Below are 22,882 nucleotides of genomic sequence, written 5' to 3' on the forward strand. Positions count from 1 at the left end.
GAAATAATAGAAGATAAGTCGCTTAGATGCCAGAAACGAAAGATTGATCGGTAATATTGCAGATGAAGCCAATTATTTTTTGTTGCTTAGGCTGATTTCATTGCTGATTTTAAAATGCTGGAAATATTTGGGTAGACAATTCGCTCTTCGCTAAAGAATTGTTTACCAGACATCCACACTGCTTTTTCGATATCTTCCTCGATTTGAGGGGTGAGTTGTGTTTCCGTGGTGTCCATCCGATACCAATGAGTTGGTTTCAAGATACGCTGCTCTTTTTTATCCCGGTAGGTATGGTAGGTCATCGGCAGTTTTTCACCTAAAGTCAACTCCCGTAGGCCCGTTTCCTCTTGTACTTCCCGGATAGCAGCCACTTCAGGACTTTCTCCCGGATCAATTTTTCCTTTGGGTAGATCCCAAGAGCCACGGCGGTAAATGAGGAGCCACTGGCTGGCAAAATTATAGACCAAACCACCCGCAGCTTCCAGTATTTTGTAATGGCCACAGAACGCTTGCCACAGTTCTTCGAGGTCGGTATGAAAAAGGGTTACGGCGTCAACTTGAGGAGAACCTTTTTCCAATAAATCCACGTAATTGAGGATGAATTTGGTCTTGCCCGGATAGCGGGCTACCAAATGTCCGTCCCTTGGAGTTCCTTCCTGAGCCATTTCTAACGGATCACATAGTGTAAGCGGTCGGTCATTAATGTAGATTTTGTACATTTGCTCGCAATTTTTGACTTATGAATAATCAAGATCGTATTGTAGCCCGGCATTTGTTGCAAATAAAGGCAATAAAGCTGAACCCGCAAAACCCGTTTACGTGGGCTAGTGGACGGCGTTCTCCTATTTACTGCGACAACCGAATTGTCTTGTCGTATCCACAGGTGAGGTCCTTCATTCAGGAAAGCTTAGTAGCCAAGGCTGCCGAGTTCCAGCCGTTTATTGGTGTTGCAGGTGTAGCTACTGCCGGGATTGCCCACGGTGCCCTTTTAGCGGATCGTTTGGGAGTGCCCTTTATTTATATCCGCAGCCAAGCTAAAGCGCATGGCCGTCAGAATCAAATTGAGGGCGAGTTACAAGCAGGAGGACGTTACCTTGTTATCGAAGATCTCATCTCGACCGGTGGCAGTAGTCTGCAAGCGGTTGAAGCACTTCGCGAAGCAGGTGGTGAAGTTGCTGGCGTAATGGCCTTGTTTACCTACGGTTTTCCAGAAGCAGCTAAAGCCTTTGATCGTGCTAATTGCCCATTGGGTACGCTTAGCCATTACCCCGCATTACTCGAAGAGGCAGTAGCCAGCGGTTATATTACTGCTGAAGAGCAGTCCTTACTCAAGACCTGGAGGGAAGACCCCGTGGCTTGGAGTAAACAGTTTGAGCATAAAGCCTAATAAAAGGTAAGGTTTTATGGAATGTGCTATTGCGCATAATAATTAATATTTTTCAGCCAAACCAACGAAAATATGGCAATCATCAATAAACAGTCGGAAGACTTTTTACGTCGCTATCTCAATAATGCTTCGCCTACCGGATTTGAAGCTCCAGGACAACAATTATGGTTGGAGTATATCAAACCTTATATTGATGATTATCAACTTGATAATTATGGCACTGTCTACGGTATTGTCAACCCAGGTCAGGATTTCCGGGTAGTGATTGAAGGGCATGCCGATGAAATCTCCTGGTTTGTACACTATATTACCGATGATGGCTTCCTTTATGTTGTTCGTAATGGTGGGTCTGATCATCTTATCGCACCCTCTAAGCGAGTAAATATTCACACCAAGAAAGGTCTGGTTCGTGGTGTTTTTGGCTGGCCAGCTATCCATACTCGCCACGGAAAAGAAGCTACCTTGGTACCAAAAATAGAGAATATCTTTATTGACATTGGCGCCAAAAACAAGGAAGAAGTTCTGGAAATGGGCGTAACGGTAGGTTGTGTGATCACCTACGATGATGAGATGGAAATGCTCAATGGATCCTATTACGTTGGGCGTGCCTTGGATAACCGGATGGGAGGTTTCTGTATTGCCGAAGTAGCTCGTTTGCTTAAGAAAAACAATGTAAAGCTGCCCTTCTCTCTCTATATCGTCAATTCTGTACAAGAGGAAGTTGGCTTACGGGGAGCAGAGATGATTACGCAAACGATCAAGCCGCACGTGGCTATCGTCACGGATGTCACACATGATACTCATACGCCGCTGATTGATAAGAAAAAACACGGAGATGTTAAATCTGGCCGTGGACCATCCTTGACTTATGCACCAGCAGTACATAATAAGTTGCTGGATTTGATTATTGAAGCCGCCGAAGAAAATAATATTTCTATTCAGCGAGAAGCTGCTTCGCGGAGAACGGGCACCGATACTGATGCTTTCGCCTACAGCAATGGCGGCGTTCCCTCGGCACTCATTTCACTGCCCTTGCGTTATATGCACACAACGGTAGAAATGGCTCACAAAGATGATGTCGAAGGTGTTATCCAACTTATTTATCAAAGTTTACTAAAGATCGAAGCGGGACAGTCTTTCAAATACTTCTAAGCCGATATGCTTCGCTCCCTGGTTAATCTGCTGCTATATGGCCACTTTTGGATAGCTGCTGCTGCATTAGCAATGACTATCCAAAGCCATTTGCTGCTGGAAGGGAGCTGGCATTGGTCAAACCTTGATGCTTTCATCGCTAGTGGTACGCTCACCATTTATGCGCTACATCGGATGGTAGCCCTACGTCTAGTTGGAGGAGATCAAACAGAAGGAAGGTTCAAGGTCATGCAGGCTTTTCGTTGGCATATTATTGCTTATGCCGTTATTGCAGCAGCATTTGCAGCTTACTTTTTCTGGCAATTACCGCTGCTATTGAAGCTGAGCTTATTGGTTCCAAATCTCATCGCTTTAGGTTATGTTTTACCCCTCCTGAATGGTCGGCGATTAAGAGATTTGCCCTACCTCAAAATCTTTCTTATTGCTTTGTCTTGGGCCTGGATAACGGTCGTCGCTCCTGCACAATCGGTGGGGTTATCCATCAATAGTCCAATAATCTTGATGGCCTTAGAGAGGGCCTGCTTCATTTTTGCTATTACTATTCCTTTTGACATCAGAGATTTAGCTCAAGATGAGAAAGCAGCAGTAAGCACGCTACCCGGAGCACTGGGTATTTTACGTGCAAAAAGAATTGCCTTGGTTTCGTTGGTGCTAATGATGATTTTTGTAAGCGGAAATTATTGGCTGGGCCAGTATTCGACAGGAATTTTGTTCGCGTTATTTTTATCAGCCTTAAGTAGCGCTTACCTTATCTGGAAAGCGACTCCTGAAAAACATGATTACTATTTCACTGGCTTGTTGGATGGGACGATGATTATCCAATTTGGTTTAATTTGGTGGTGTATTTGATTGGAAATTTGATTGAAAGTGGGTGGAAGATTTGCAAAAACGGATACAAATGGATATATTTGGATAATGAAAAGACTGCTAAAGTTAGACTATCTCACCCGTGCCTCTGTCAATAAGGTCATCAATGACATTGACAGTTACAACCGTTCTTGGAAAGTACAAGCGCACCTGGATTCCGAGCAATTGCGGGAGTTGCGCCAGTTGGCTACCGTTCAAAGTGTAGGGTCTTCCAACCGTATAGAAGGTAATAAAATGAGCGATGAGGAGATCGGAAAACTCATTGAGCACCTTCAGATCCAGGAGCTAGAAAGTCGTGACCAGCAGGAGGTAGCTGGTTATTACACAACGCTAGAGATCATTCAGGAGCAATGTCGTGACTTTACTTTATCGGAGACTTTAATTAAAGCCTTTCATAATGAATTGCTGCGCTACAGTACCAAGGATACGCACCACCGTGGGCATTACAAAAAAGTATCCAATCAAGTCGTTGCAACTACAAAAGATGGCCAGCAAAAGGTAATTTTTCAAACAACTGATCCTGCGCTTACTCCCAGTGCAATGGAGAGTGCTGTCAATTGGTACCTTTCTACAGAAGAGATGAAAGAACATCCTTTGGTCAGGATCGGTACTTTCATTTACGAGTTTCTTACCATTCATCCTTTTCAGGACGGGAATGGCCGCTTAAGTAGGTTGTTGACAACTTTGCTATTGCTTCAGTCAGGCTACGAATTTGTGCTTTATGCCAGTTTGGAGCAGGTAATAGAGGAAGATAAAGCCGGGTATTACAAGGCTTTAATGGCTGCTCAGCGCCATCGAGGTACGGAGGAGGAAGAAATAGGTAGATGGCTGTACTTTTTTCTCAATGCCATTCGAAGTATCACAGAGCGTTTGTCCAGTGATGAACAATTATTGTTATCGGAGCCAGAGGTACTTTACCTCAATCCCAGACAAAGAAGAGTGCTGGATTTTATCCGTAAGGATGGAGCATTAGCTGTACGTGAGATAGACGCACTCCTGCCTAAAGTGAGTCGCAATACCGTTAAATACGACTTAAAGCGGCTAACAGCGTCAGGCCTTCTAGTGAAAAGAGGGCAGGGGAGAGGTACTGTCTACGAGGCAAGCTAAAGGAGGTTTGGTGGTAAATCCGCCAAACTTACTTTTTCTCTGGAAGTACTTCTAAAATACGGATCTCTACCCTGCGGTTGGCGGCTTGTTCTATCTCGCTGGTTGCTTTTGGATAAACCATCTCGTGGTTGCCATAGCCTTTGTAGCTGAGTTGCTCGGAAGGAATATTGTTTTCAATGAGATAATCGTACACCATTTTGGCACGACGAACAGACAAATCCCATTCAGGGGTTTCTTGTGTTACGGGTGGTCGATTCGGGTAATTGACGTGGCCTGCTATTTCTACCTTGAGATGCGTGTTTATTTGCATGAAGCGCAAAATTTTAGGTAGCTCTGGTTGGGAGCCCGGCAGTAAAATAGCTTCATTACCGACGTAGAATAAATTTTTGATGGTCGCTACCTCTCCCTCCGTTGCAGGTGCAAGTTCAAAATTGAGGTCCTGTTTCGTGGTAGGACTTATCTTTATCATCTTGGTATCAAGAAAAAAGCCTTTGGCGTAAACGTCAATCCCAACAACGGAGTCGATAGGTAAATCAACGGTAAATCGCCCCTCGTTATCCGTTACTAAGGTATCAGCCAAGGTGCGATTGTGTAGCCTGACTTTTGCATTTGGAATGGGTTGTTGGTCATTGGGATTGTTGACTTGTCCCAAAAATTGCCGGTAAGGGATTGCTCGATAGAGGTCAATCGTTACCCTGCGGTTGCGGCTACGATCCAGATCGGTATCATTGCTGGCAATAGGTGTTCGTTCCCCGAAAGTTTTGATGACCAGTGCTTCCTCGGGCCATCCTTTAGCCAAGAGGACTTTGCGTGCTTCATCAGCCCGTTTTTTAGCCAAAGCTTCATTGTATTCCAATGAGCCAATGGCATCGGTGTGCCCGGTAAGGTAAATGAGGTCATTCACCTTGCCCATAGCAGGAAAATTGGAGAGGGTTTGTTGAGCGACCTCGTCAAGATTTGCCTTACCACTGTCAAAATAGAGGGTGTCAGAAAAATTTAACTGTAAAGAGTCAAACACTCCGGGTAACTGCGCTGTTAAACGGAGGCTAAGTAGAAAAAAAACAAGGGTTAAAAGTCTCATGCCAGAAAAAGTAATAATGGGGAAATAGGAAATAGCTAGTGAATAGCCTTTCGGGGTTTCTAAGCGATATACCTCTAACGGAGCATTGTACTTATTTACTATAATGGGATGCGAATTTTTACCGAAATAAGAAGAAACGAGATATTAAAATAACTTATCTTTGCGGGATGAAGCATATTCGTAATTTTTGTGTGATTGCCCATATTGACCACGGCAAAAGTACTTTGTCTGATCGCCTATTGCAAACAACCAATACGGTTTCAGATCGGGACATGAAGGAGCAGACCCTGGATGATATGGATTTGGAGAGGGAGCGAGGTATTACGATCAAAAGCCACGCTGTGCAGATGAACTATACGCACAGCGATGGTGTGGAATATGTTTTTAACCTTATCGACACTCCAGGGCACGTAGATTTTAGCTACGAAGTATCACGCTCTATTGCAGCCTGTGAGGGAGCACTTCTCATTGTGGATGCCACGCAAGGAATTCAGGCTCAAACGATTTCCAATCTTTTTCTGGCTTTGGAGCATGATCTGGAGATTATTCCAGTCTTGAATAAGATCGATATGGTGAGTGCCATGGTTGAAAAAGTTTCCGACCAGGTGATTGATCTTATTGGTGGAAGCAAGGAAGATATTTTGTTAGCGAGTGGCAAGACGGGGCAGGGGGTTCCTGAGATATTGGCGGCAATTGTCGATCGTATTCCTGCCCCTAAAGGCGATCCAGAAGCACCACTTCAGGCCTTGGTTTTTGATTCTATTTTCAATCCTTTTCGTGGAGTTATTGCCAATATTAGGTTATTGAATGGCACCCTGCGCAAAGGAGATAAAGTGAAGTTTATAGCTACTGAAGCAGAATACAATGCCGACGAAATTGGTGTTTTGAAAATGGACTACCAACCAGAGAAGGTACTTTCTGCTGGTAATGTAGGTTACATCATTACAGGGATCAAGCAATCGCGCGAGATCAAAGTAGGTGATACCCTAACTTTGACGGAGAATCCAGGAGAAATGATTCACGGTTTCGAGGAAGTCAAGCCGATGGTCTTTGCCGGGATATTCCCACTGGACAATGACGATTTTGAGGACTTGAGAGATAGTCTCGAAAAACTGCAGCTCAACGACGCGAGTTTGGTGTTTGAGCCAGAATCTTCTGTTGCACTGGGTTTTGGTTTTCGTTGTGGATTTTTGGGAATGCTTCACTTGGATATCATCCAGGAGCGTTTGTCGCGGGAGTTCAATCAAGATGTCATTACGACTATCCCTAACGTAAGTTATTATGCTTACACTAAGCGGGATCCAGGTGAGCGAATCTTGGTGCGAAACCCTACAGAATTACCTGATCCTACTCGATTAGATAGGGTAGAAGAGCCTTATATCTCTGCACAAATTATTACCGACACGGAATACATTGGTGGCATTATGAATCTCTGTATAGAAAAGCGGGGAATGCTCACCAAGCAACATTACCTTTCTCCGGAGCGGGTAGAGATGAACTTTGAACTGCCTCTTGCAGAAATCGTTTTCGATTTTTATGATCGCTTGAAAAGTATCTCAAGAGGCTACGCATCCTTTGATTACCAGCCACTTGATTACCGTGAGTCGGATTTGGTAAAGATGGATATCAAACTCAATGGAGAAAATGTTGATGCTTTATCAGCGTTGGTTCACCGCACTAAGGCGGAATCATTTGGTCGTAAAATCTGTAAAAAACTTAAAGATTTACTTCCTCGTCAACAGTTTATGATTGCCGTACAGGCTGCCATTGGTGCCAAAATTATTGCGCGGGAGTCGTTGTCAGCATTACGCAAAGATGTAACAGCAAAGTGTTACGGAGGTGATATCACCCGTAAGCGAAAGCTTTTAGAGAAACAGAAGAAAGGTAAAAAGAAAATGCGTCAATTTGGTAAGATCGAAGTTCCGCAAAGAGCTTTCCTTGATGTACTCAAACTAGACTAAAATAAAGTTTGTATAAAACAGAAAGGGGAAAATGCACTGGCATTTTCCCCTTTTCTATTTTTGGTATGTTTCAGGCCGACTTGCAAAAAAATGCTGTTTCGGCTGCTCTCAAATTTGGTTAGTACATACTTCGACTACGCGTTTGCGTGGCATAAGAAGCTAACACCAACCCTCCACCTAGAAAAAAGGCTGCAGAAATAATGTAAAGGACGATCATAATTGTACGTTTTCTCAAGTAAAAAAATAATTAAAACGCACATGTTCAAAACGGGACATAAAGCACACTAAGCTGAACAAGCAGCTTGTAAAAACAATCTTTAATAACTAGGGATGAGTATTAGAAAGTCAAAAAAAGCTGAACAATCTAATGAGTTGCTAACTAAAAGGTATTAGGATAAGTAGTACAATGGCTAAATTAATTAAAATTTATAAAAAAGTGTATTTCCCGACTAAAAAAATAAAATTTTAATAAATGGGACACAAATATTTTACAAAGTAGCATTTGCCATAAGTAAATCGACATTAGGATGGTCTGCTCCTCCCAGCGCCTCCTCCGTAATATTAATACTTTCCGCATTATCCATATAAGCTATGCTGATAAGCTCACGGCTATTAGGTGGAATAAGGGCTATACTGATCATTTCTCCATTGATATCAGCCCATACTTGATACTGTTTACCCTTGGGAAGGATGGGAAGTTTTGTTGGGTCCAGCCAGCCTTCTTTAAGGGTAGGATTCCAATGAGCAACAGCAAAGTGAGCAGGAGCAATTTCTGTTCCTGCTAATACAATTGATTGCGTATGTGGATGTTGAATTTTGTCCAACATTAATAACTGTGCCTGGACTTTGTCTTGTGATGTCTGGCAGTACGTTTTTAAAGCAGCATGTTCAGCTTCAATTTGGAGGATATCTTTTTGTTGATGCTGGTTGTTGCGGAATAAGTAAAAAGAAAGGAAAGCTAGTACAATGGTGGTCAAGAGCGACCAATTGAAACGATAATGACTATCACTCACGTAAGCATTTGCGTCGTAAGCTTCCGCAGGGTATTGGGACTTTGGAGGGGGGATAGCATGTTGAAGTGCATATTGATCCATCGCCTGATGTAAGGCATTCAGCTCATTGTTTAGCTCTGGAAACTTGTGTAAATATTGTTGTACGATCTTATCCTCTTCAGGAGAGGTAAGTCCTAGGACAAATTGCTCTAATAATCCCGAGTTCAAAAACTGTTGCTTATTCATACCATTTTATTGCCAGCATCAAAAATCAGTTTCTCAGGCCTACTCAGGCATCCAGAAGTAATATTTGAGCAATTGGCTCAGCCTCGTGGGTAGTTGATTAACTATTGCTTAAACTTCGCAGGTCGACAGTTAGTTCATTGCACAAGGGACTTATTAACAATTGATTAGTCTCAAAAGCAAATATCAACAACTAATATTAGTTGCTAGAACAAACTTCTTTGCACAAACAGCAGAAACAAGGGATTGTTCCTGCAATTAGCAAAAAAACTTTAATGAAGATCTAGTTAAAGTTGAAGAGGCGCCTCCTGCTCTACGGATAAGGACTTCTTTTTAGGAGGAGTTCTAGTCACTTTAGGAGAGGATTGAGGGAATAAATCTTTCTTGATAGTATTCCAATTAATGAGGATAACCCCCACAGCGAGGATGCCGAGTAAAAGAAAATCGTTGGCGGTCATAGCGATAGTTGGCTTTGGGATATTCGAAAATAGTGTGCCTTAGGTGTGTTGTTTCACTGGGTCGCTTATGTACGTCAAAGTTAAGGGATTTATTATATAAAGGAAAGCTAAGATCATTTTACACTGGAAATTAGGCACAAAAAAAAGATAAATAAGTGGATACGGAGTTTTGCCAATTAAGAATCGTAAAGGATCAAATACTGGACTGAAAATCATCGCTAATTTTATTTACACAGAATTAAATTTTTTATTATTGTTTTTTTTGTGTTAATACAGAATTAAATTTTTAAAAACATTGACTTGTAACGATTCTTCCCATATCTTTGCCGAAGCAAATAAAAAGGATCGATATCCTTCCTTTTACCTTATAAAACATTCAATAAAAGGATCCCATGAAATTTCGCGTATCAATTATTTTGTTTCTATTGGCAGCCATTACGATCAGTGCCACCGCTCAGCAAGTGAAAATCAAGCCTGGTCAGATTCAGGCAGGTTTTAGTGTCGGACTTGTGCCAACTTATGTTGCAGATGTTACTACTACTATAGTACCCCCTATGAGTGCTACAGTAGACGTGTTTCTTAGTCCTAATTTTTCATTAGGTGGATTTGTTGCCTACTCTAAAGTAAGTGGAGAAAGTGTTTATGCCAACGCCGGTTTGGTAGAGTCTTTTGTTAACCAAACCTGGATGACAGGTCTTCGCACAACGATGCACAGTAACGATCTCAACGACTGGCGGGTATATGGTGGCTTCTCTATAGGAGCGACTTTACCTTCTATTGATAAAACAGTTGAGTTACTACCTGGAGAAAACATGCGTGACGATGATTTACCTTCTTTCTCTCGTCCAGCAGAAAATGGTTTCCTCTTTAGTGGTTATGTAGGTACCCGCCGGTATCTCAATAAAAACTGGAGTGCTTACGGTGAGGTAGGATTCGGTATTTCTCTCGTAAATATTGGATTAGCTCATAAATTTTAAGTGAGCGTATAAAAATAAGGTGATCCAATTTGGGTTTGGTAAAAAAAGATAAGCAACTGACTGAAATGGAAGCCTGCCTGCCTTGCGGCGAGCAGACAGGTTGCGTTCTTTTTCTTACTAAGCCTTGAAACAAATTGGATCATCTTATTTTAGCTCGAATACTAAGGTGTGTTGGGGGATAATTTTCCGCTTATCTTTAGGGCTTAATAAATAATAACTAACATGGATTTATCCCTAATACCTCATTTAAAGCATCTTTCAACAGGAAATTTTTTCCTCATCGCAGGACCTTGTGCTATTGAGGGTGAAGAGATGGCACTGTCTATTGCAAAAGAGGTTTCTGCCTTGTGTAACCGTTTGGAGATTCCTTATATTTTTAAGGGTTCTTATCGCAAAGCTAACCGTTCACGCTTAGATTCTTTTACGGGAATTGGCGATGAAAAGGCACTAAAAATTTTGCAAAAAGTTCGGGAAGAATTTGGTGTACCTGTAACGACAGATATCCATACGGAAGAAGAAGCGGCATTAGCTGCAGCTTATGTGGACATCTTGCAAATACCTGCTTTTCTTTGTCGGCAGACCAGCTTATTGGTAGCTGCTGCAGAAACGGGAAAAGTCGTTAATGTCAAAAAAGGACAATTTTTGAGCCCCGATGCGATGCGTTTTGCGCAGGACAAGGTACTCGAGAGTGGCAATGAGAAAGTAATCCTGACCGAAAGAGGGACTACTTTTGGTTACCAAGATTTGGTCATTGACTTCAGAGGAATTCCAACGATGCAATCGTTTGGCGCAACGGTGGTACTGGATTGTACGCATTCTTTGCAACAGCCCAATCAGGCTAGCGGTGTAACAGGTGGGCAACCTGCATTAATTGGAGCAGTCGCTCGTGCTGGTATTGCGGTTGGGGTAGATGGTTTGTTCATAGAAACACATCCCGAGCCTGCTAAAGCAAAAAGTGATGGCGCAAATATGTTGCCTTTAGCACAATTGGAAGGCCTGTTGGAACAACTGGTTGTTATACGTTCGGCCATAAAATAAACCGATTCATCGTATTTATTTGGTCTTTTATTTGGCTTAATGTTGTTTTTCTGGTATAAAACCAGTATATTATACATCGATTAGCAGGGTATGTTTCCCCGCTTGTTTTTGATCAAACTACACTTATTATGAAAGGATCCCGTACCACTCTTGTCGCGTTGTTATTGGTGACTGCGGCGGGCCTTTTTGCCCAAACCGTGGAAAAAACCTTTGTGCGTTCTTTTAATTTACAAGGAGCTCAAGAAACGGTGTTGCAATTTGAAGGCGCCGTGGAAGTCCAGACTTGGAATCAGTCAATTGCCCGAATCCAGATGACTGTAGGGCTCGAAAGAGGCTCTGATACTATGCTGCGCTCATTGGCACAAGCAGGCCGTTATAACTTGAAGGGACAATTAGAAAATGATCAATACTTGATCTCAGTCCCTGGCTTAAGTCGCGAAGTGTCCGTAAACGGGCAAACGCTAGCCGAAAATATCACTTACGTCGTATTTGTTCCAGAGAATGTGCGCGTAAACATCGAAAACAGTACGTCCGCCGCTGGATTTTAATAACAATTTACGGTACAAAGACGTTCTTTGCTGTGGGTTATCTTCCAAGAAAGGGAGGTAACCCACATTGTTTTTATTCAACGGAAGTTGGTGCTTATCTCTGCTACCAATTCTTGTTTTATGAACTTGATATATGAAAAATCTTCGAGCTTTAGCCCTTGTTGTCGGTCTCTTTGTTGTTCTGCACAATGTGGCAGTTGCCCAAATTCATGATCGTCTTCACTGGGTTTTTCCGGTAGATTCTGTTGAACAGATCAACTTTGATTTGGTTGATCCCTTCGAGGTAGAAAACTGGGCGGGTAATCAGATAATGGTTACCTCTGAGATCACCGTTTATAATGCTACCAAAGGGATAATGAAATTCTTCATTGAAGAAAATAAAAGGTGGGAAGTCATTGATACCGTTCAAAATGGTGTGCTTACAATTGACTCCTACCAGTCTAGAAGAGCACCCATTCAATCAAGAGGGGAAGAATGTTATGAAATCGTAAGAGTAAAGGTGTTTTTACCTTCTGAATACATAAAGATGCCAGAAAGCGAAAGCTGGATGCGGAAAAAAGAAGAGGAAGAAAGTCAAGAATAATTATTTTTGTGCTGTGACTGATTTTTCATTCTCTGAGCATCAAAGTGGCTAGAGAACCAATTTTTCGGATAAATACCGAACATGCCTAAGATAATAGAAGTAAAATTGCTGCCTTCCGAGCTTCATCAGGAAGATGTCTTGCGTGCACGTTTGTTAAAGCAACTGCGATGTGCGGATAAAGATTTGAAAAGCTTCAGAGTCGTTCGTCGAAGTGTGGATGCCAGAGCACGCCAACCGCTTTTTCTTTTGCGCGTCGAAGCCTACGTCAATGAAGCATTTGAAGGCGAACCGGCGCTGCTCGACCAGTTGCAAATGGTAGACCAGGCTCCAGAAGTAATTATTGTTGGAGCAGGACCTGCAGGGATGTTTGCAGCACTTGAGTTAATTGAGTGTGGTCTCAAACCAATAATTCTTGAGCGAGGCAAAGATGTACGGGCTCGCCGCAGAGACCTCCGAGCTATTCAACAGTTTGGCGAAGTCAATCCTCATTCCAATTATTGTTTTGGCGAAGGTGGCGCTGGTACTTACTCCGACGGTAAACTATACACGCGCTCTCACAAAAGAGGGAACATAGAAAAAGCACTGCGACTTTTTGTTGAACACGGTGCAACCAGCGATATTTTAGTGGATGCCCATCCGCATATTGGTTCCAATAAACTTCCTAATATTGTTGCTAACATTAGAGAAACAATTATTCACTACGGTGGCGAAGTGCGTTTTGAAAACCACGTAACTGACTTTATTCTTGAAGACGGAGTGCTGAAGGGAGTGGTAGTGAATGATCAGGAAGAACTACGTGCAAAAGCGGTGATTTTAGCAACGGGGCATTCTGCACGCGATATTTTTCATCTACTTCATCAACGAGGTATTTATATCGAAGCGAAGCCTTTCGCATTAGGTGTGCGCATTGAACACCCCCAACCTTTAATTGATAAGATCCAGTATGGCCAGCCCCAAAGGGATCATAATCTTCCCGCTTCTAGCTATCGCTTGGCTTGCCAGGTGAAAAACCGTGGGGTATTCAGTTTTTGTATGTGCCCCGGTGGTTTGGTGGTGCCTGCGGCCACGGCACCAGGTGAGTTGGTGGTTAATGGAATGAGTATGAGTCGGCGAGATTCTCCTTATGCCAACTCCGGGACAGTGGTTGCTGTTGAGATGGAAGATTTAGCTCCTTTTGCTGATCATGGTGTATTTGCTGGCCTGGCGTTTCAGGAAGCGGTTGAGAAGAAGTTTTTTCAATACGGAACGGGTGGTCAGCAAGCTCCTTCGGCGCGGTTGACTGATTTTGTACAGAAAAAAGTTTCTTCGAGCCTTCCGGGGAGTTCTTATATTCCGGGACTTTATGCTGCACCTGTCCATGATTTATTACCCAAAGGGATTTATCAAAGATTACAGGAAGGTGTGCAGATGTTTGGTCGTAAAATGAAGGGGTATTACACCGAGGAGGCTACGGTGATCGGTACGGAAAGCCGAACCAGCTCGCCGGTCAAAATTCCGCGCTCCAGGGAAACTTACATGCACGAACAGACAAGTGGTCTTTTCCCTTGTGGAGAAGGTGCTGGTTATGCCGGAGGAATCATTTCAGCGGCCATGGATGGCCAAAATGTGGCACGGGCAGTCGCCCAATTTTATCAAAAAAATAGTTAGCATAAGCTATTTTAGCTTATCCTCAACTTCCTACTATCGTCAATATGAAACACATTTTTGATTTGTTAGGACGCCTGTTTTTGTCCTTTATCTTTTTCTATGAAGCGTATGACTCGATAAAGTTCTTCAAGGATACAAAGGTATTGATGACCAACTATGGCTTGACCTGGCGCCAGGATTTTCTCCTTTACGGAGCAATTTTTTGTCTGATCCTCGGTGCTACTTCTATACTAACCGGTTACCGGGCTAAATTAGGGACCTTTCTGCTGCTGCTCTATTGGGTGCCGGTTACCTTTATAGTACATGATTTTTGGAACATGCCGGATCCTCAGCATCGAATAGAAGGGATACACTTTATGAAAAATATGGCCATCATTGGAGGTTTGATGATGGTTTTTGCCAATGGCGTAGGGAAATACAGTATTAAGCGTCTGTTTGCTACCTCCAGGGTTAGAAACGTCTAAGCATAGTTGAGTTGCGTTGTGATCAAAATGAAAACGCGGGTTAATAAAAAGACATCTTTTTTCTTAGCTAACTCGTTTATAGGGTAAGCTTTAATTAGTGACGGAATAAGTTGTTTCCGTCAAATTACTTATGATCCCATGGACCAGCAATTCCTCCAACAGCTTTACCAACTTCATGCTTCTACTTCGCGGGTGCCTTCTTCCGAAGCGGTATGTACTTGGTTGGACAATTTATTGGGCCTCCTCTTTCCAGAGTTGGCTAAACAGCGGTTTCCGTCGCAACGGACTTTTGAACATGAGTTTTCTATCGTAAGGCACCGCCTGTTCGGTATTCTTGAGATTTTAGAAGAAGATTTGGTGTCTCCCCCAACCGAAATTGAGGAAGCATTTATGGAAGTGCTCCCACATGTGCATCGTCTCTTAGAGGCTGATGCGCAGGCCATTTTGGCGGGCGACCCTGCAGCAAATAGCCTGAGAGAAGTAATTCGAACTTACCCCGGCTTTTACGCGATAGCAGTGTATCGGTTGGCCCACGAGTTTTTTCAATTAGGGGTGCCACTGATTCCGCGGATACTCTCCGAACACGCTCACACCCTCACTGGGGTAGATATCCATCCTTCCGCAAAAATTGGGGAGCGGTTTTGTATTGACCATGGTACCGGCATCGTCATTGGTGAAACCGTAGATATTGGGAGAGATGTAAAGATTTACCAAGGCGTAACCCTGGGCGCATTGAGTGTGAAAAAAGACCTGGCCAAGACCAAGCGTCATCCCACCATTTGTGACAATGTCGTGATCTACGCCGGCGCAACCATTCTGGGCGGAGATACGGTGATTGGGGAAGGAGCTGTCATTGGAGGCAATACCTGGATTGTCAAAAGCGTAGCTCCTGGAGACCGGGTCTACTACCGCGAATAAAAACGAGATAGAGGTGACGGTTTTTAGCGCTTTCTTGACAGGCTAAATTGCTACTTGTAAAGTGCACTTAGCCAGGTTGCGCGGGCTTCAGTCCGCACTTGTAGTACGGAGAGAACTCGTTGCGGGCTAAAGCCACGCGCAACCTAATTTACTGCCAGATTGAACAGCAATATGCTTAATTCCCATTCACGCGATTACGTTCGGTATCTGAAGAGGATTCCCGCTTCTCGCGACCTTTTAGGCTTTGGTTACCAAAGTTATAGGTAATACGTGTGTTGAAAACAGGAGCCTCCCAGCTGCTGGTCAAATCGAAGTTGAGGTTGGCGTAATCTACTCTGCCTTCAAAAAACTTTTGAACGATACCGTCTACACTCAACTGAACGCGTAGTTTATTGTCAAAGAATTTTTTCTGGATACCCGCGTCTAAACCATAGAAAGTTTCATGACGTATGATCCCATCCAAGCCTGATCCTTGTATCCAGCCAGTAGCTTCCAATTTCCAGTCTCTGGGTAGACTGACGTTGACTTGTAGGAAAGCATTGGTTGTCCACTGGTTTTGGAGGTATTCTGCGTTGAGATATTCTGCTTGATAATCGTGGTAAAAAAGCATGAATCCGCCGTATCCAGAAATCGGTTTAGCGATGAAATCAAGCGGGAAAAATAAACTTCCGCCGTAGCGAATATATTTGTCCAGATTGATATCGGTTTGAAAAGCTTCCCCTGTTTCGTCGTTTTGTTCGATAACTTCGGTGAGCACATTCTTGGTGTAGTCGTACGATAAGTTAAAGAAAGGCTGCTTTTCGTAGGTTAAGGAGAATTGCCCGGTATGGGTAAGTTCTGGTACTAAGAACGGATTGCCCCTGGAGTAAGTTAGTGGATCGAGGTAGCTAATAAAAGGGTTAAGGTCGAAATAACCAGGCCGCTCAATACGGTAGCTATAGGAAATACTGGTACCCAATGGGCCAATAAATGGCGTCGTTAAGCTGATGCTAGGAAAGAATTTAGCAATGTTCAGGTTGATTGTGCTGTCGAGCGTAGCACTGTAGCCGGTAGCTTGAGAATCCTCGTAGCGTAAGCCAATATTCGCATCGTATTCTCCTTTGGTATAAGAAAGATTGATGTAAGCAGCATAGATATCTTCCTCGTAGTTGAATTTATTGGATAATAGGGCATCGTTTACCCACTCGTCATTAAGTCTTACGGTGGCGATCAATTCATTATCCAGGCGGGTAGCACTCAGTTTAGCACCCGCTTCAAAACGCATTTGCTCATTAAGAGGAAGTTTGTAGTCGAGCTGAGTGGCATAGATGCGGGTGCTGGCAGGGGTTTGATTCTGACGATCATCGAAGTTTTCACCTGTAGTCATTAGCATATCTGTCACCTCCCGGCGGTAATCAGCGAGATTGATGTCAAAGTTGAGTTCTTGACCAATGGTATCTATTTGCCAGCGGTAGAAGGCATCACTGGTGTAGGAGCGCCAATAACGATCCTGCATGTTGCGCGTCGTGAATTTATCCAACTCATTACCCTCATTACTGAAGATAATCGTACTGTTTTCGCTGGTGCGATCATTGTCACTCCGATAGGAATTGACAGAGATACCCACCCGATGGTTGGCGTTGATGTCGTAATCTGCGCCCATATTCAGGTAGAGGGAGTGTGGGTTGCCCGGTTCGTAATTGTTTTGCACGTAAGTGCGGTCTTCGAGGATACGGGTAAGGTCGAGACGCTCAATCCAGGTACGGTTATTGTAGCCAGTAGCGAAAGTAAGGTTCCAGGGGCCAGTACGGTGATTGAGGTTGGTGCCGATCTGGTATTTAGCGAGCTCACCGTAACCAAAACCAGCGGTTACACTCCCGTTTGTTCCGTAAAGGGCATTTTTCTTGAGGATAATGTTGATAATACCGCCAGTTCCTTCTGCATCGTAGGCTGCACCGGGTTGGGTGATCACTTCGATTTTTGCAATATTGTTGGCGGGCATCTCGTTGAGGACCGATTGAATATCCATGTACTTTGTAGGGCGCCCATCGATAAGAATGGTGACCCCACTGCGTCCTGCCATTGAAACACGATCATTGACCACAACCAGGCCGGGAACCTTCTTCAATAGATCAGTAACACTACCACCTTGCCCTGTAATGTTTTGGTCAACATTTACAACAAGTTTACCTGCTTGTTGCTCCAGCAGGGGCTTTCTCGCAACAACTTCTACGGCATCAAGTACAGTAGCCATGACTTCCATCGTGATGACCGGCAAAACCTTACGTTCCTTGTTCGCCAAGGGGAAAGAAGTGGTAAAGTAGTCATTATAGCCAATGCCAGTAATTTTTACCAAATATTCGCCTTCTTCGAGTGCGCGAAATTCATAACTTCCATTTTCCTCAGAAAGCTCCATCTTTACGAGGGTAGAATCGGAGGCGTTGAGTAGCAGAACGTTGACAAATTCTGCCGCTTTTCCGTCTTGGTTAAGGATTTGTCCACTAACATTACCAGATTGGGCAAAGAGGGAAAAGCTAAAAAGGCTTGTGACGAATAGGCCACAAAGTCGAGTATAATACATCATAACAGTCGGTTTTCAATCAGAATTATTAAGTGTCAGGTAAACTATTTAGTAGGTCCGGGCGTCAATGAATACATAACAAAGATGCGACCAAGGTTCACCGACCACTATTAATTCCGCCGAAAGGAGGAAAAAAATGGATGAATGGTTATTCTGAACCTTGATTTTGGTTGTTTAAATGCACAGTACTACTCTAGCGAGTAGGTGACTGAGTGCAAAGACAAAGGCACTTTATATTTGGTTGCAACGGATAATAATATTACCCCGAAGGGATTCGCGGGTTCAAAAAAGCTACTCCTTTTATGGCGAAAATTATTGATTTAATAGGTAAGACTCCTTTGGTAGAGATCACCTCGATTATTCAAAAACCGGGTGTACGGGTGTTTGGAAAACTTGAAGGGCAAAACCCTGGAGGGAGTGTTAAGGATCGTGCGGCCTACGGAATGATCAAGGGGGCACTCGATCGCGGAGAGCTCCGTGATGGGATGCGTTTGGTAGAAGCTACGAGTGGAAATACGGGGATTGCTTTGGCCATGATTGCCCGGGTATTTGGTATTCCCATTACCTTGGTTATGCCCGAAAACTCTACCGTTGAGCGGGTACAAACGATGGAGGCTTATGGTGCTCAAGTGATCCTGACCCCCGCGGAAAAGACAATAGAATACAGCCGTGAATATGCGGAAGAACTGGCGCAAGGGAGTGATTATCTGATGCTTAATCAATTTGCTAACAACGATAATTGGCGCGCGCACTACCATTCGACAGGGCCCGAAATTTGGCGCGACACGGCAGGCCAAGTCACTCATTTTGTCAGTAGTATGGGCACTACGGGAACCATCATGGGAACCTCCCGCTATTTGAAAGAGCAAGATTCCAATATCAAGATTGTGGGCGTACAACCAACGGAAGGTTCGAGTATTCCGGGTATACGCCGCTGGTCACCGGAGTTTCTGCCTGCTATTTACGAGCCAGAACGGGTAGATCAAATCATTGATGTAAGCGAGGAAGAGGCCCAGTTGACGATGAGACGTCTGGCACAAGAAGAAGCTATCTTTGGGGGTATGAGTAGTGGGGGAGCAGTAGCCGCCGCGGCAAAGTTGGCCGAGACCTTGGAAGAAGGCCTGATTGTATGCATTGTGTGTGATCGAGGAGATCGGTACCTGTCGAGTGGGATTTTTGCTTAAGGAGAGGAAGAGTGGAGGAGAGAAGTTGGCAGACGACCCGCTTGTGGGAGGGTCCCACCCATCTGTCCGATCCGCCAAACCGCCCCTTGGTCAAACGACCGTTAAGGGCGTGCGCTATCATCTGCTTCTTTACCAGAAACAGCCAGCATACGCAAAATAAAACCTTCGATTATCCCTGTTGACAGCAGGGGTGTTGACCTCTGATTGGTACAGATAGTTGTCATATTACCTGTAACTGGGGTAAAGATACTGAAAATAAAACCCAATTAAAAGCAATAGTGTTTTTTATTTGAATAAGCCTCTTTTTTGTTCTACTTGATAAGGTACTTCAACCCCGGTGCCCATTCCACAATTTGCTTGATGAGTTTTTTTAGATTGCTGAGCTTTTGCTCCTCTGCACTGTATCTGGCCGTGAGCGACTGGATGGTTTCCGCAAATTCTTCTTTTTTGAGGTGGCCTTCTTTGAGTTGGGCCAAGCCGATAAACAAAGGAATAGTGGCCTGATAGTTGGCGTTGTTTTCGTACTTTTTATCCCTTTGCAGTAATCGATATTTGTGTTCCGTTTTTAAAACCTTATCGTACTTTTCCTGCTGCAGCAACGATTCCAGATAAACGGAAAAGAATAAATGCCAGCGGTATCTCAGCACTTCTTTGGCGTAGGCCCGAAGGAAAATATTGCCGTAGCTTTCTGCATTTTGGTAGAGACCATTTTTGTTGAGTGCTTCCATATAGAAAGCTACGAAGCCAATACGATTGTGAAAATTGGTGGTTTTTTTTACCGCTGGAGCTGCCTTTTTCATGAGTTCCAGGGCTTCTTCGTTGCGTTTTAAACGCAAAAGTACAGCGCACAAGTTATTGACATACAGTGGGTAGTCGTGGTTTTGGGCACGAATACTCAGGTAGCCAAAGTAAACTGCTTGATCATACTCTCGGTAGTGGGAGTGGAGCATGAGTTGGGTGTTGTAATAATTGAGTAAGTGTCGCCGCGAGTAGTAAGTACCCGATAGGAATTGTTGTTCCAGATAGGCGAATTTTTCTCTTAATAAGTCATACTTACGATAATTGTAGCACAGAAAGGTCAGGCGCAAAAGGGCCAGATACCGCAAGTGCCAATCCAATTGTTCGTTGTGAAAAACTTCCGTTAGCCATTTTTCCCATTGTCGCGATTCCGCTTGCTGGCCATCGTATTGTCCAACGATGTCCAAGGTGGCTTGGTGGAGCTGCTCGTGTACTTCTTTGGCCAATTGGTAGGCTTCCCGGTGGCGTTGGAGGTAGTCATCGACCAGTTGATGGTCGTGGTAACGGAGCCTGATGAGTAAGAACTGACGGTAGTGCTCGGCCAATTCATAAAAGGTATTGAAGTAAACAGGCTGCTGGTCGGAGCGAATCAGTTTGAGCAAGCGTTTCTCTTGCTCAATGAGGATGCAGTCCGTAAGGATTTGTTGCTCGGTCGTGAGCATCCACTTCAACTGTTCGTCAATGTCGGTGCTGCGTAAGCGGTCTTCTATCCAGTTTTGGAGGTGATTGTATTTTCTTTTATCAATGCTCAGATCGTATTCCGTGAATTGGTCGATGTGGTGAGCATTGTGATCAATACGGTGCAAAATCAGCAGACGTTCTTCGTCTTCAAAGCGTTGCACAGAGAGCAGGTACTGTGTCTCGTGAGGCAGCAACGTGTTGGTAAAGGCCGTGAATTTGCTGAGTTTGCTCCGCATGAAAATGGTTTATATTCTTACGCCACCATCGACACTGTAGGTAGCTCCGGTGATAAAGGACGCTTCTTCTGAAGCTAGAAAAGCATAGAGATTTGCAACTTCTGCTGGTGTACCAAGGCGGTTGAGAGGGGTCTTCGCCCGAAACCCGTCGAGGATATTTTCAGGGATCGTGTTGACCATTTCGGTAGCAATGAAGCCAGGTGCTACGGCATTGACCGTCACGCCGCGACGCCCAAATTCACGTGCCCATACCTTGGTCAGGCCAATGACTGCCGCTTTGGTGGCTACATAATTGCTTTGCCCAAAATTGCCTTGGATACCCACTACTGAAGACGCGTTGACTATACGTCCGTAAGCAGCTTCTTTCATGTAGGGGTAGACGGCCTGCGTGCAATTGAATACGCCAGTGAGGTTGACATCTAAAACCTGCTGCCACTGCTCAGGCGTTGTTTTTTGCAAAGTAGCATCTCTGGTAATGCCTGCGTTGTTGATCAGAATATCGATTCGTCCAAAGGTTTCGTAGACCGCCTTCGCAGTCGCTTCAACAGCTTGGGCGTCGACGGTGTTGACTTGAAAAAAACGTACGCTATGCCCTTCTTTTTGTAAAGATTCAGCGAAAGCTTGTCCTTTTTCGGCATTGATATCCCAAATAGCTACTTTGGCACCTTCTTCCACAAATTTCAGGGTAGTAGCTTTGCCTATTCCTTGCGCACCGCCAGTAATGATGGCTACTCTATCTTGTAAACGCATAAGTGATTCTGTTTTGTAGTTTCTCAAATTTAGGTGCTGTGAGGGAAGGCCTTCTATGCTGCAAAGTAATTTTTTGCATTGACTTTAGTTTATTTATTTGTTGACTTTGTTTTTAAATCATTGATAAATAGTTGTTTATAATGCTATTAATCGTGTATTGACTTTTAGTTTTTGATTTTGCTTATGTTGGATTAGCCTAATTTTATATGGAAAACAATTTATTTACCCTAATAAAATGACTTTTATGCGTAATCGCCTTCCTGTTTTTTTCCTGCTTATTTGCCTGTCCTTTTCGCTCGCTGGACAGGCGTTAATCACTAAAGATACTTCTATGGAAAGTTGGAAATATGCCTATCCGGTAAAGAAAGTTACCCTTCAAGATAGCCTTCAAGTAGCCTATGTGGAGGAAGGCCAAGGCCCAGTGTTGTTATTTGTACATGGGCTGGGGAGTAATTTGCAAGCGTGGTACAAGAATATTGATAGTTTAAAACTTACGCACCGTTGTATCGCTCTGGATCTTCCTGGTTATGGCAAGTCTGATGAAAGTAAGCAGCCTTACAGCATGCATTTTTTTGCGGCAACGCTCAGGGCTTTTATTGCAGCATTGGCATTGGAGGAGGTGACCCTTGTAGGGCATAGCATGGGTGGGCAAATTGCCATGCATACCGTGTTGGCTGGTACGGAAAATATCAGTGGTCTGGTACTGGTGGCCCCGGCTGGTTTTGAAACTTTTACCGAAGAGCAACAGCAGTGGTTTGCGACCTACGTGACCCCAATGGTTGTCAAAGCAACGCCTGATGCCCAGATCGTGCGGAATTTTGAAATAAATTTTCACCAGATGCCCGAGGATGCCCGTTTTATGATCGACGATCGGATGGAATTGAAAGCATCACCAGCTTATGAAGCCTATTGTGAGATGATTCCCCAATGCGTGAATGCCATGCTGGCTGAACCTGTCTTTGATCGACTGTCTGAAATTTTGTTGCCAACCTTGGTCGTTTTCGGCGAAGAAGACGCTTTGATTCCGAATCGTTTTCTACACCCGGGGCTCTCTGTAAAGGAGGTTGCAGAGGCGGGTGTTCAGCAATTTCAACACGCTAAACTGTCGATCTTACCTGCGGCCGGACACTTTGTTCAATGGGAGCAAGCCGCGGCATTGAATCATTTGATAACGGTCTTTAGTAATAAATAGCACCAATGAATACCATAAAGTCAATGCTACTTTATTGAAGATTAAATAATTGATTATT

20 protein-coding genes are annotated in these 22,882 nt (G+C 43.9%); 14 read left to right on the top strand and 6 right to left on the bottom strand.

The genetic code is table 11. The annotated features are described in order from the left end of the window. Positions 1–86: 86 nt before the first annotated feature. The gene (locus AB0L18_RS18165; RefSeq protein ID WP_367388731.1) at positions 87–719 is read right to left on the bottom strand and encodes an NUDIX hydrolase; all 633 of its coding nucleotides are present in this window, start codon (positions 717–719) and stop codon (positions 87–89) included. 20 nt (positions 720–739) lie between these two features. On the opposite strand from AB0L18_RS18165, the gene pyrE reads away from it, so the two are divergent. From pyrE to AB0L18_RS18185, 4 genes are all read left to right on the top strand, one after another. After that, on the top strand, positions 740–1,387 hold the full coding sequence (gene pyrE, locus AB0L18_RS18170) for an orotate phosphoribosyltransferase (protein WP_367388732.1): 648 nt from the start codon (positions 740–742) through the stop codon (positions 1,385–1,387). A gap of 72 nt (positions 1,388–1,459) precedes the next feature. Then, positions 1,460–2,539: a M42 family metallopeptidase gene (locus tag AB0L18_RS18175; RefSeq protein WP_367388733.1), complete on the top strand. Its 1,080-nt coding sequence runs from the start codon at positions 1,460–1,462 to the stop codon at positions 2,537–2,539. Between the two features lie 6 nt (positions 2,540–2,545). Then, entirely contained in the window at positions 2,546–3,388 is an 843-nt protein-coding gene (locus tag AB0L18_RS18180) for a UbiA family prenyltransferase (RefSeq protein WP_367388734.1), read from the top strand. Positions 3,389–3,454: 66 nt separating this feature from the next. Beyond that, entirely contained in the window at positions 3,455–4,513 is a 1,059-nt protein-coding gene (locus AB0L18_RS18185; RefSeq protein WP_367388735.1) for a Fic family protein, read from the top strand. A gap of 28 nt (positions 4,514–4,541) precedes the next feature. On the opposite strand, the gene AB0L18_RS18190 is transcribed toward AB0L18_RS18185, so the two are convergent. Beyond that, complete coding sequence (locus AB0L18_RS18190) at positions 4,542–5,594, bottom strand: OmpA family protein (RefSeq protein ID WP_367388736.1); 1,053 nt, start codon at positions 5,592–5,594, stop codon at positions 4,542–4,544. 167 nt (positions 5,595–5,761) lie between these two features. On the opposite strand from AB0L18_RS18190, the gene lepA reads away from it, so the two are divergent. Continuing rightward, positions 5,762–7,555, top strand: coding sequence for a translation elongation factor 4 (gene lepA, locus AB0L18_RS18195; protein WP_367388737.1), 1,794 nt, complete (start codon positions 5,762–5,764; stop codon positions 7,553–7,555). 488 nt (positions 7,556–8,043) lie between these two features. Here lepA and AB0L18_RS18200 read toward each other — a convergent pair whose 3' ends face one another. Next, positions 8,044–8,793, bottom strand: coding sequence for an anti-sigma factor (locus AB0L18_RS18200; RefSeq protein WP_367388738.1), 750 nt, complete (start codon positions 8,791–8,793; stop codon positions 8,044–8,046). 847 nt (positions 8,794–9,640) lie between these two features. Here AB0L18_RS18200 and AB0L18_RS18205 point away from each other — a divergent pair. From AB0L18_RS18205 to AB0L18_RS18235, 7 genes are all read left to right on the top strand, one after another. Further along, positions 9,641–10,225: a hypothetical protein gene (locus AB0L18_RS18205; protein ID WP_367388739.1), complete on the top strand. Its 585-nt coding sequence runs from the start codon at positions 9,641–9,643 to the stop codon at positions 10,223–10,225. A 237-nt stretch (positions 10,226–10,462) separates the two neighbouring features. Continuing rightward, positions 10,463–11,263: a 3-deoxy-8-phosphooctulonate synthase gene (kdsA, locus tag AB0L18_RS18210; protein WP_367393165.1), complete on the top strand. Its 801-nt coding sequence runs from the start codon at positions 10,463–10,465 to the stop codon at positions 11,261–11,263. Between the two features lie 128 nt (positions 11,264–11,391). Then, on the top strand, positions 11,392–11,811 hold the full coding sequence (locus AB0L18_RS18215) for a hypothetical protein (protein WP_367388740.1): 420 nt from the start codon (positions 11,392–11,394) through the stop codon (positions 11,809–11,811). A gap of 133 nt (positions 11,812–11,944) precedes the next feature. Continuing rightward, a complete protein-coding gene (locus tag AB0L18_RS18220; RefSeq protein WP_367388741.1) occupies positions 11,945–12,394 on the top strand; it encodes a hypothetical protein in 450 nt (149 codons plus the stop codon). Between the two features lie 81 nt (positions 12,395–12,475). Beyond that, positions 12,476–14,041 carry an NAD(P)/FAD-dependent oxidoreductase gene (locus tag AB0L18_RS18225; RefSeq protein WP_367388742.1) on the top strand — a complete coding sequence of 522 codons (1,566 nt, stop codon included), beginning with the start codon at positions 12,476–12,478 and terminating at the stop codon, positions 14,039–14,041. Positions 14,042–14,085: 44 nt separating this feature from the next. Continuing rightward, positions 14,086–14,505, top strand: coding sequence for a DoxX family protein (locus AB0L18_RS18230; RefSeq protein ID WP_367388743.1), 420 nt, complete (start codon positions 14,086–14,088; stop codon positions 14,503–14,505). Between the two features lie 138 nt (positions 14,506–14,643). Continuing rightward, on the top strand, positions 14,644–15,423 hold the full coding sequence (locus AB0L18_RS18235) for a serine O-acetyltransferase (RefSeq protein WP_367388744.1): 780 nt from the start codon (positions 14,644–14,646) through the stop codon (positions 15,421–15,423). A gap of 175 nt (positions 15,424–15,598) precedes the next feature. On the opposite strand, the gene AB0L18_RS18240 is transcribed toward AB0L18_RS18235, so the two are convergent. Continuing rightward, positions 15,599–17,986, bottom strand: a complete 2,388-nt coding sequence (locus AB0L18_RS18240; protein WP_367388745.1) for an outer membrane beta-barrel protein — start codon at positions 17,984–17,986, stop codon at positions 15,599–15,601. Between the two features lie 299 nt (positions 17,987–18,285). Between AB0L18_RS18240 and cysM the strand changes: the two genes are divergently transcribed. Next, positions 18,286–19,167 (top strand): cysteine synthase CysM, encoded by an 882-nt coding sequence (gene cysM / locus AB0L18_RS18245; protein WP_367388746.1) that lies wholly within the window; start codon positions 18,286–18,288, stop codon positions 19,165–19,167. Positions 19,168–19,478: 311 nt separating this feature from the next. On the opposite strand, the gene AB0L18_RS18250 is transcribed toward cysM, so the two are convergent. Both AB0L18_RS18250 and fabG read right to left on the bottom strand, forming a co-directional pair. Beyond that, a complete protein-coding gene (locus AB0L18_RS18250) occupies positions 19,479–20,882 on the bottom strand; it encodes a hypothetical protein (protein WP_367388747.1) in 1,404 nt (467 codons plus the stop codon). 9 nt (positions 20,883–20,891) lie between these two features. After that, positions 20,892–21,632, bottom strand: coding sequence for a 3-oxoacyl-ACP reductase FabG (gene fabG, locus AB0L18_RS18255; RefSeq protein ID WP_367388748.1), 741 nt, complete (start codon positions 21,630–21,632; stop codon positions 20,892–20,894). A 244-nt stretch (positions 21,633–21,876) separates the two neighbouring features. On the opposite strand from fabG, the gene AB0L18_RS18260 reads away from it, so the two are divergent. Continuing rightward, positions 21,877–22,824, top strand: a complete 948-nt coding sequence (locus tag AB0L18_RS18260; protein WP_367388749.1) for an alpha/beta fold hydrolase — start codon at positions 21,877–21,879, stop codon at positions 22,822–22,824. Positions 22,825–22,882 lie beyond the last annotated feature (58 nt).

It is taken from the genome of Lewinella sp. LCG006 (genome assembly GCF_040784935.1).
Taxonomy (GTDB): Bacteria; Bacteroidota; Bacteroidia; order Chitinophagales; family Saprospiraceae; genus Lewinella.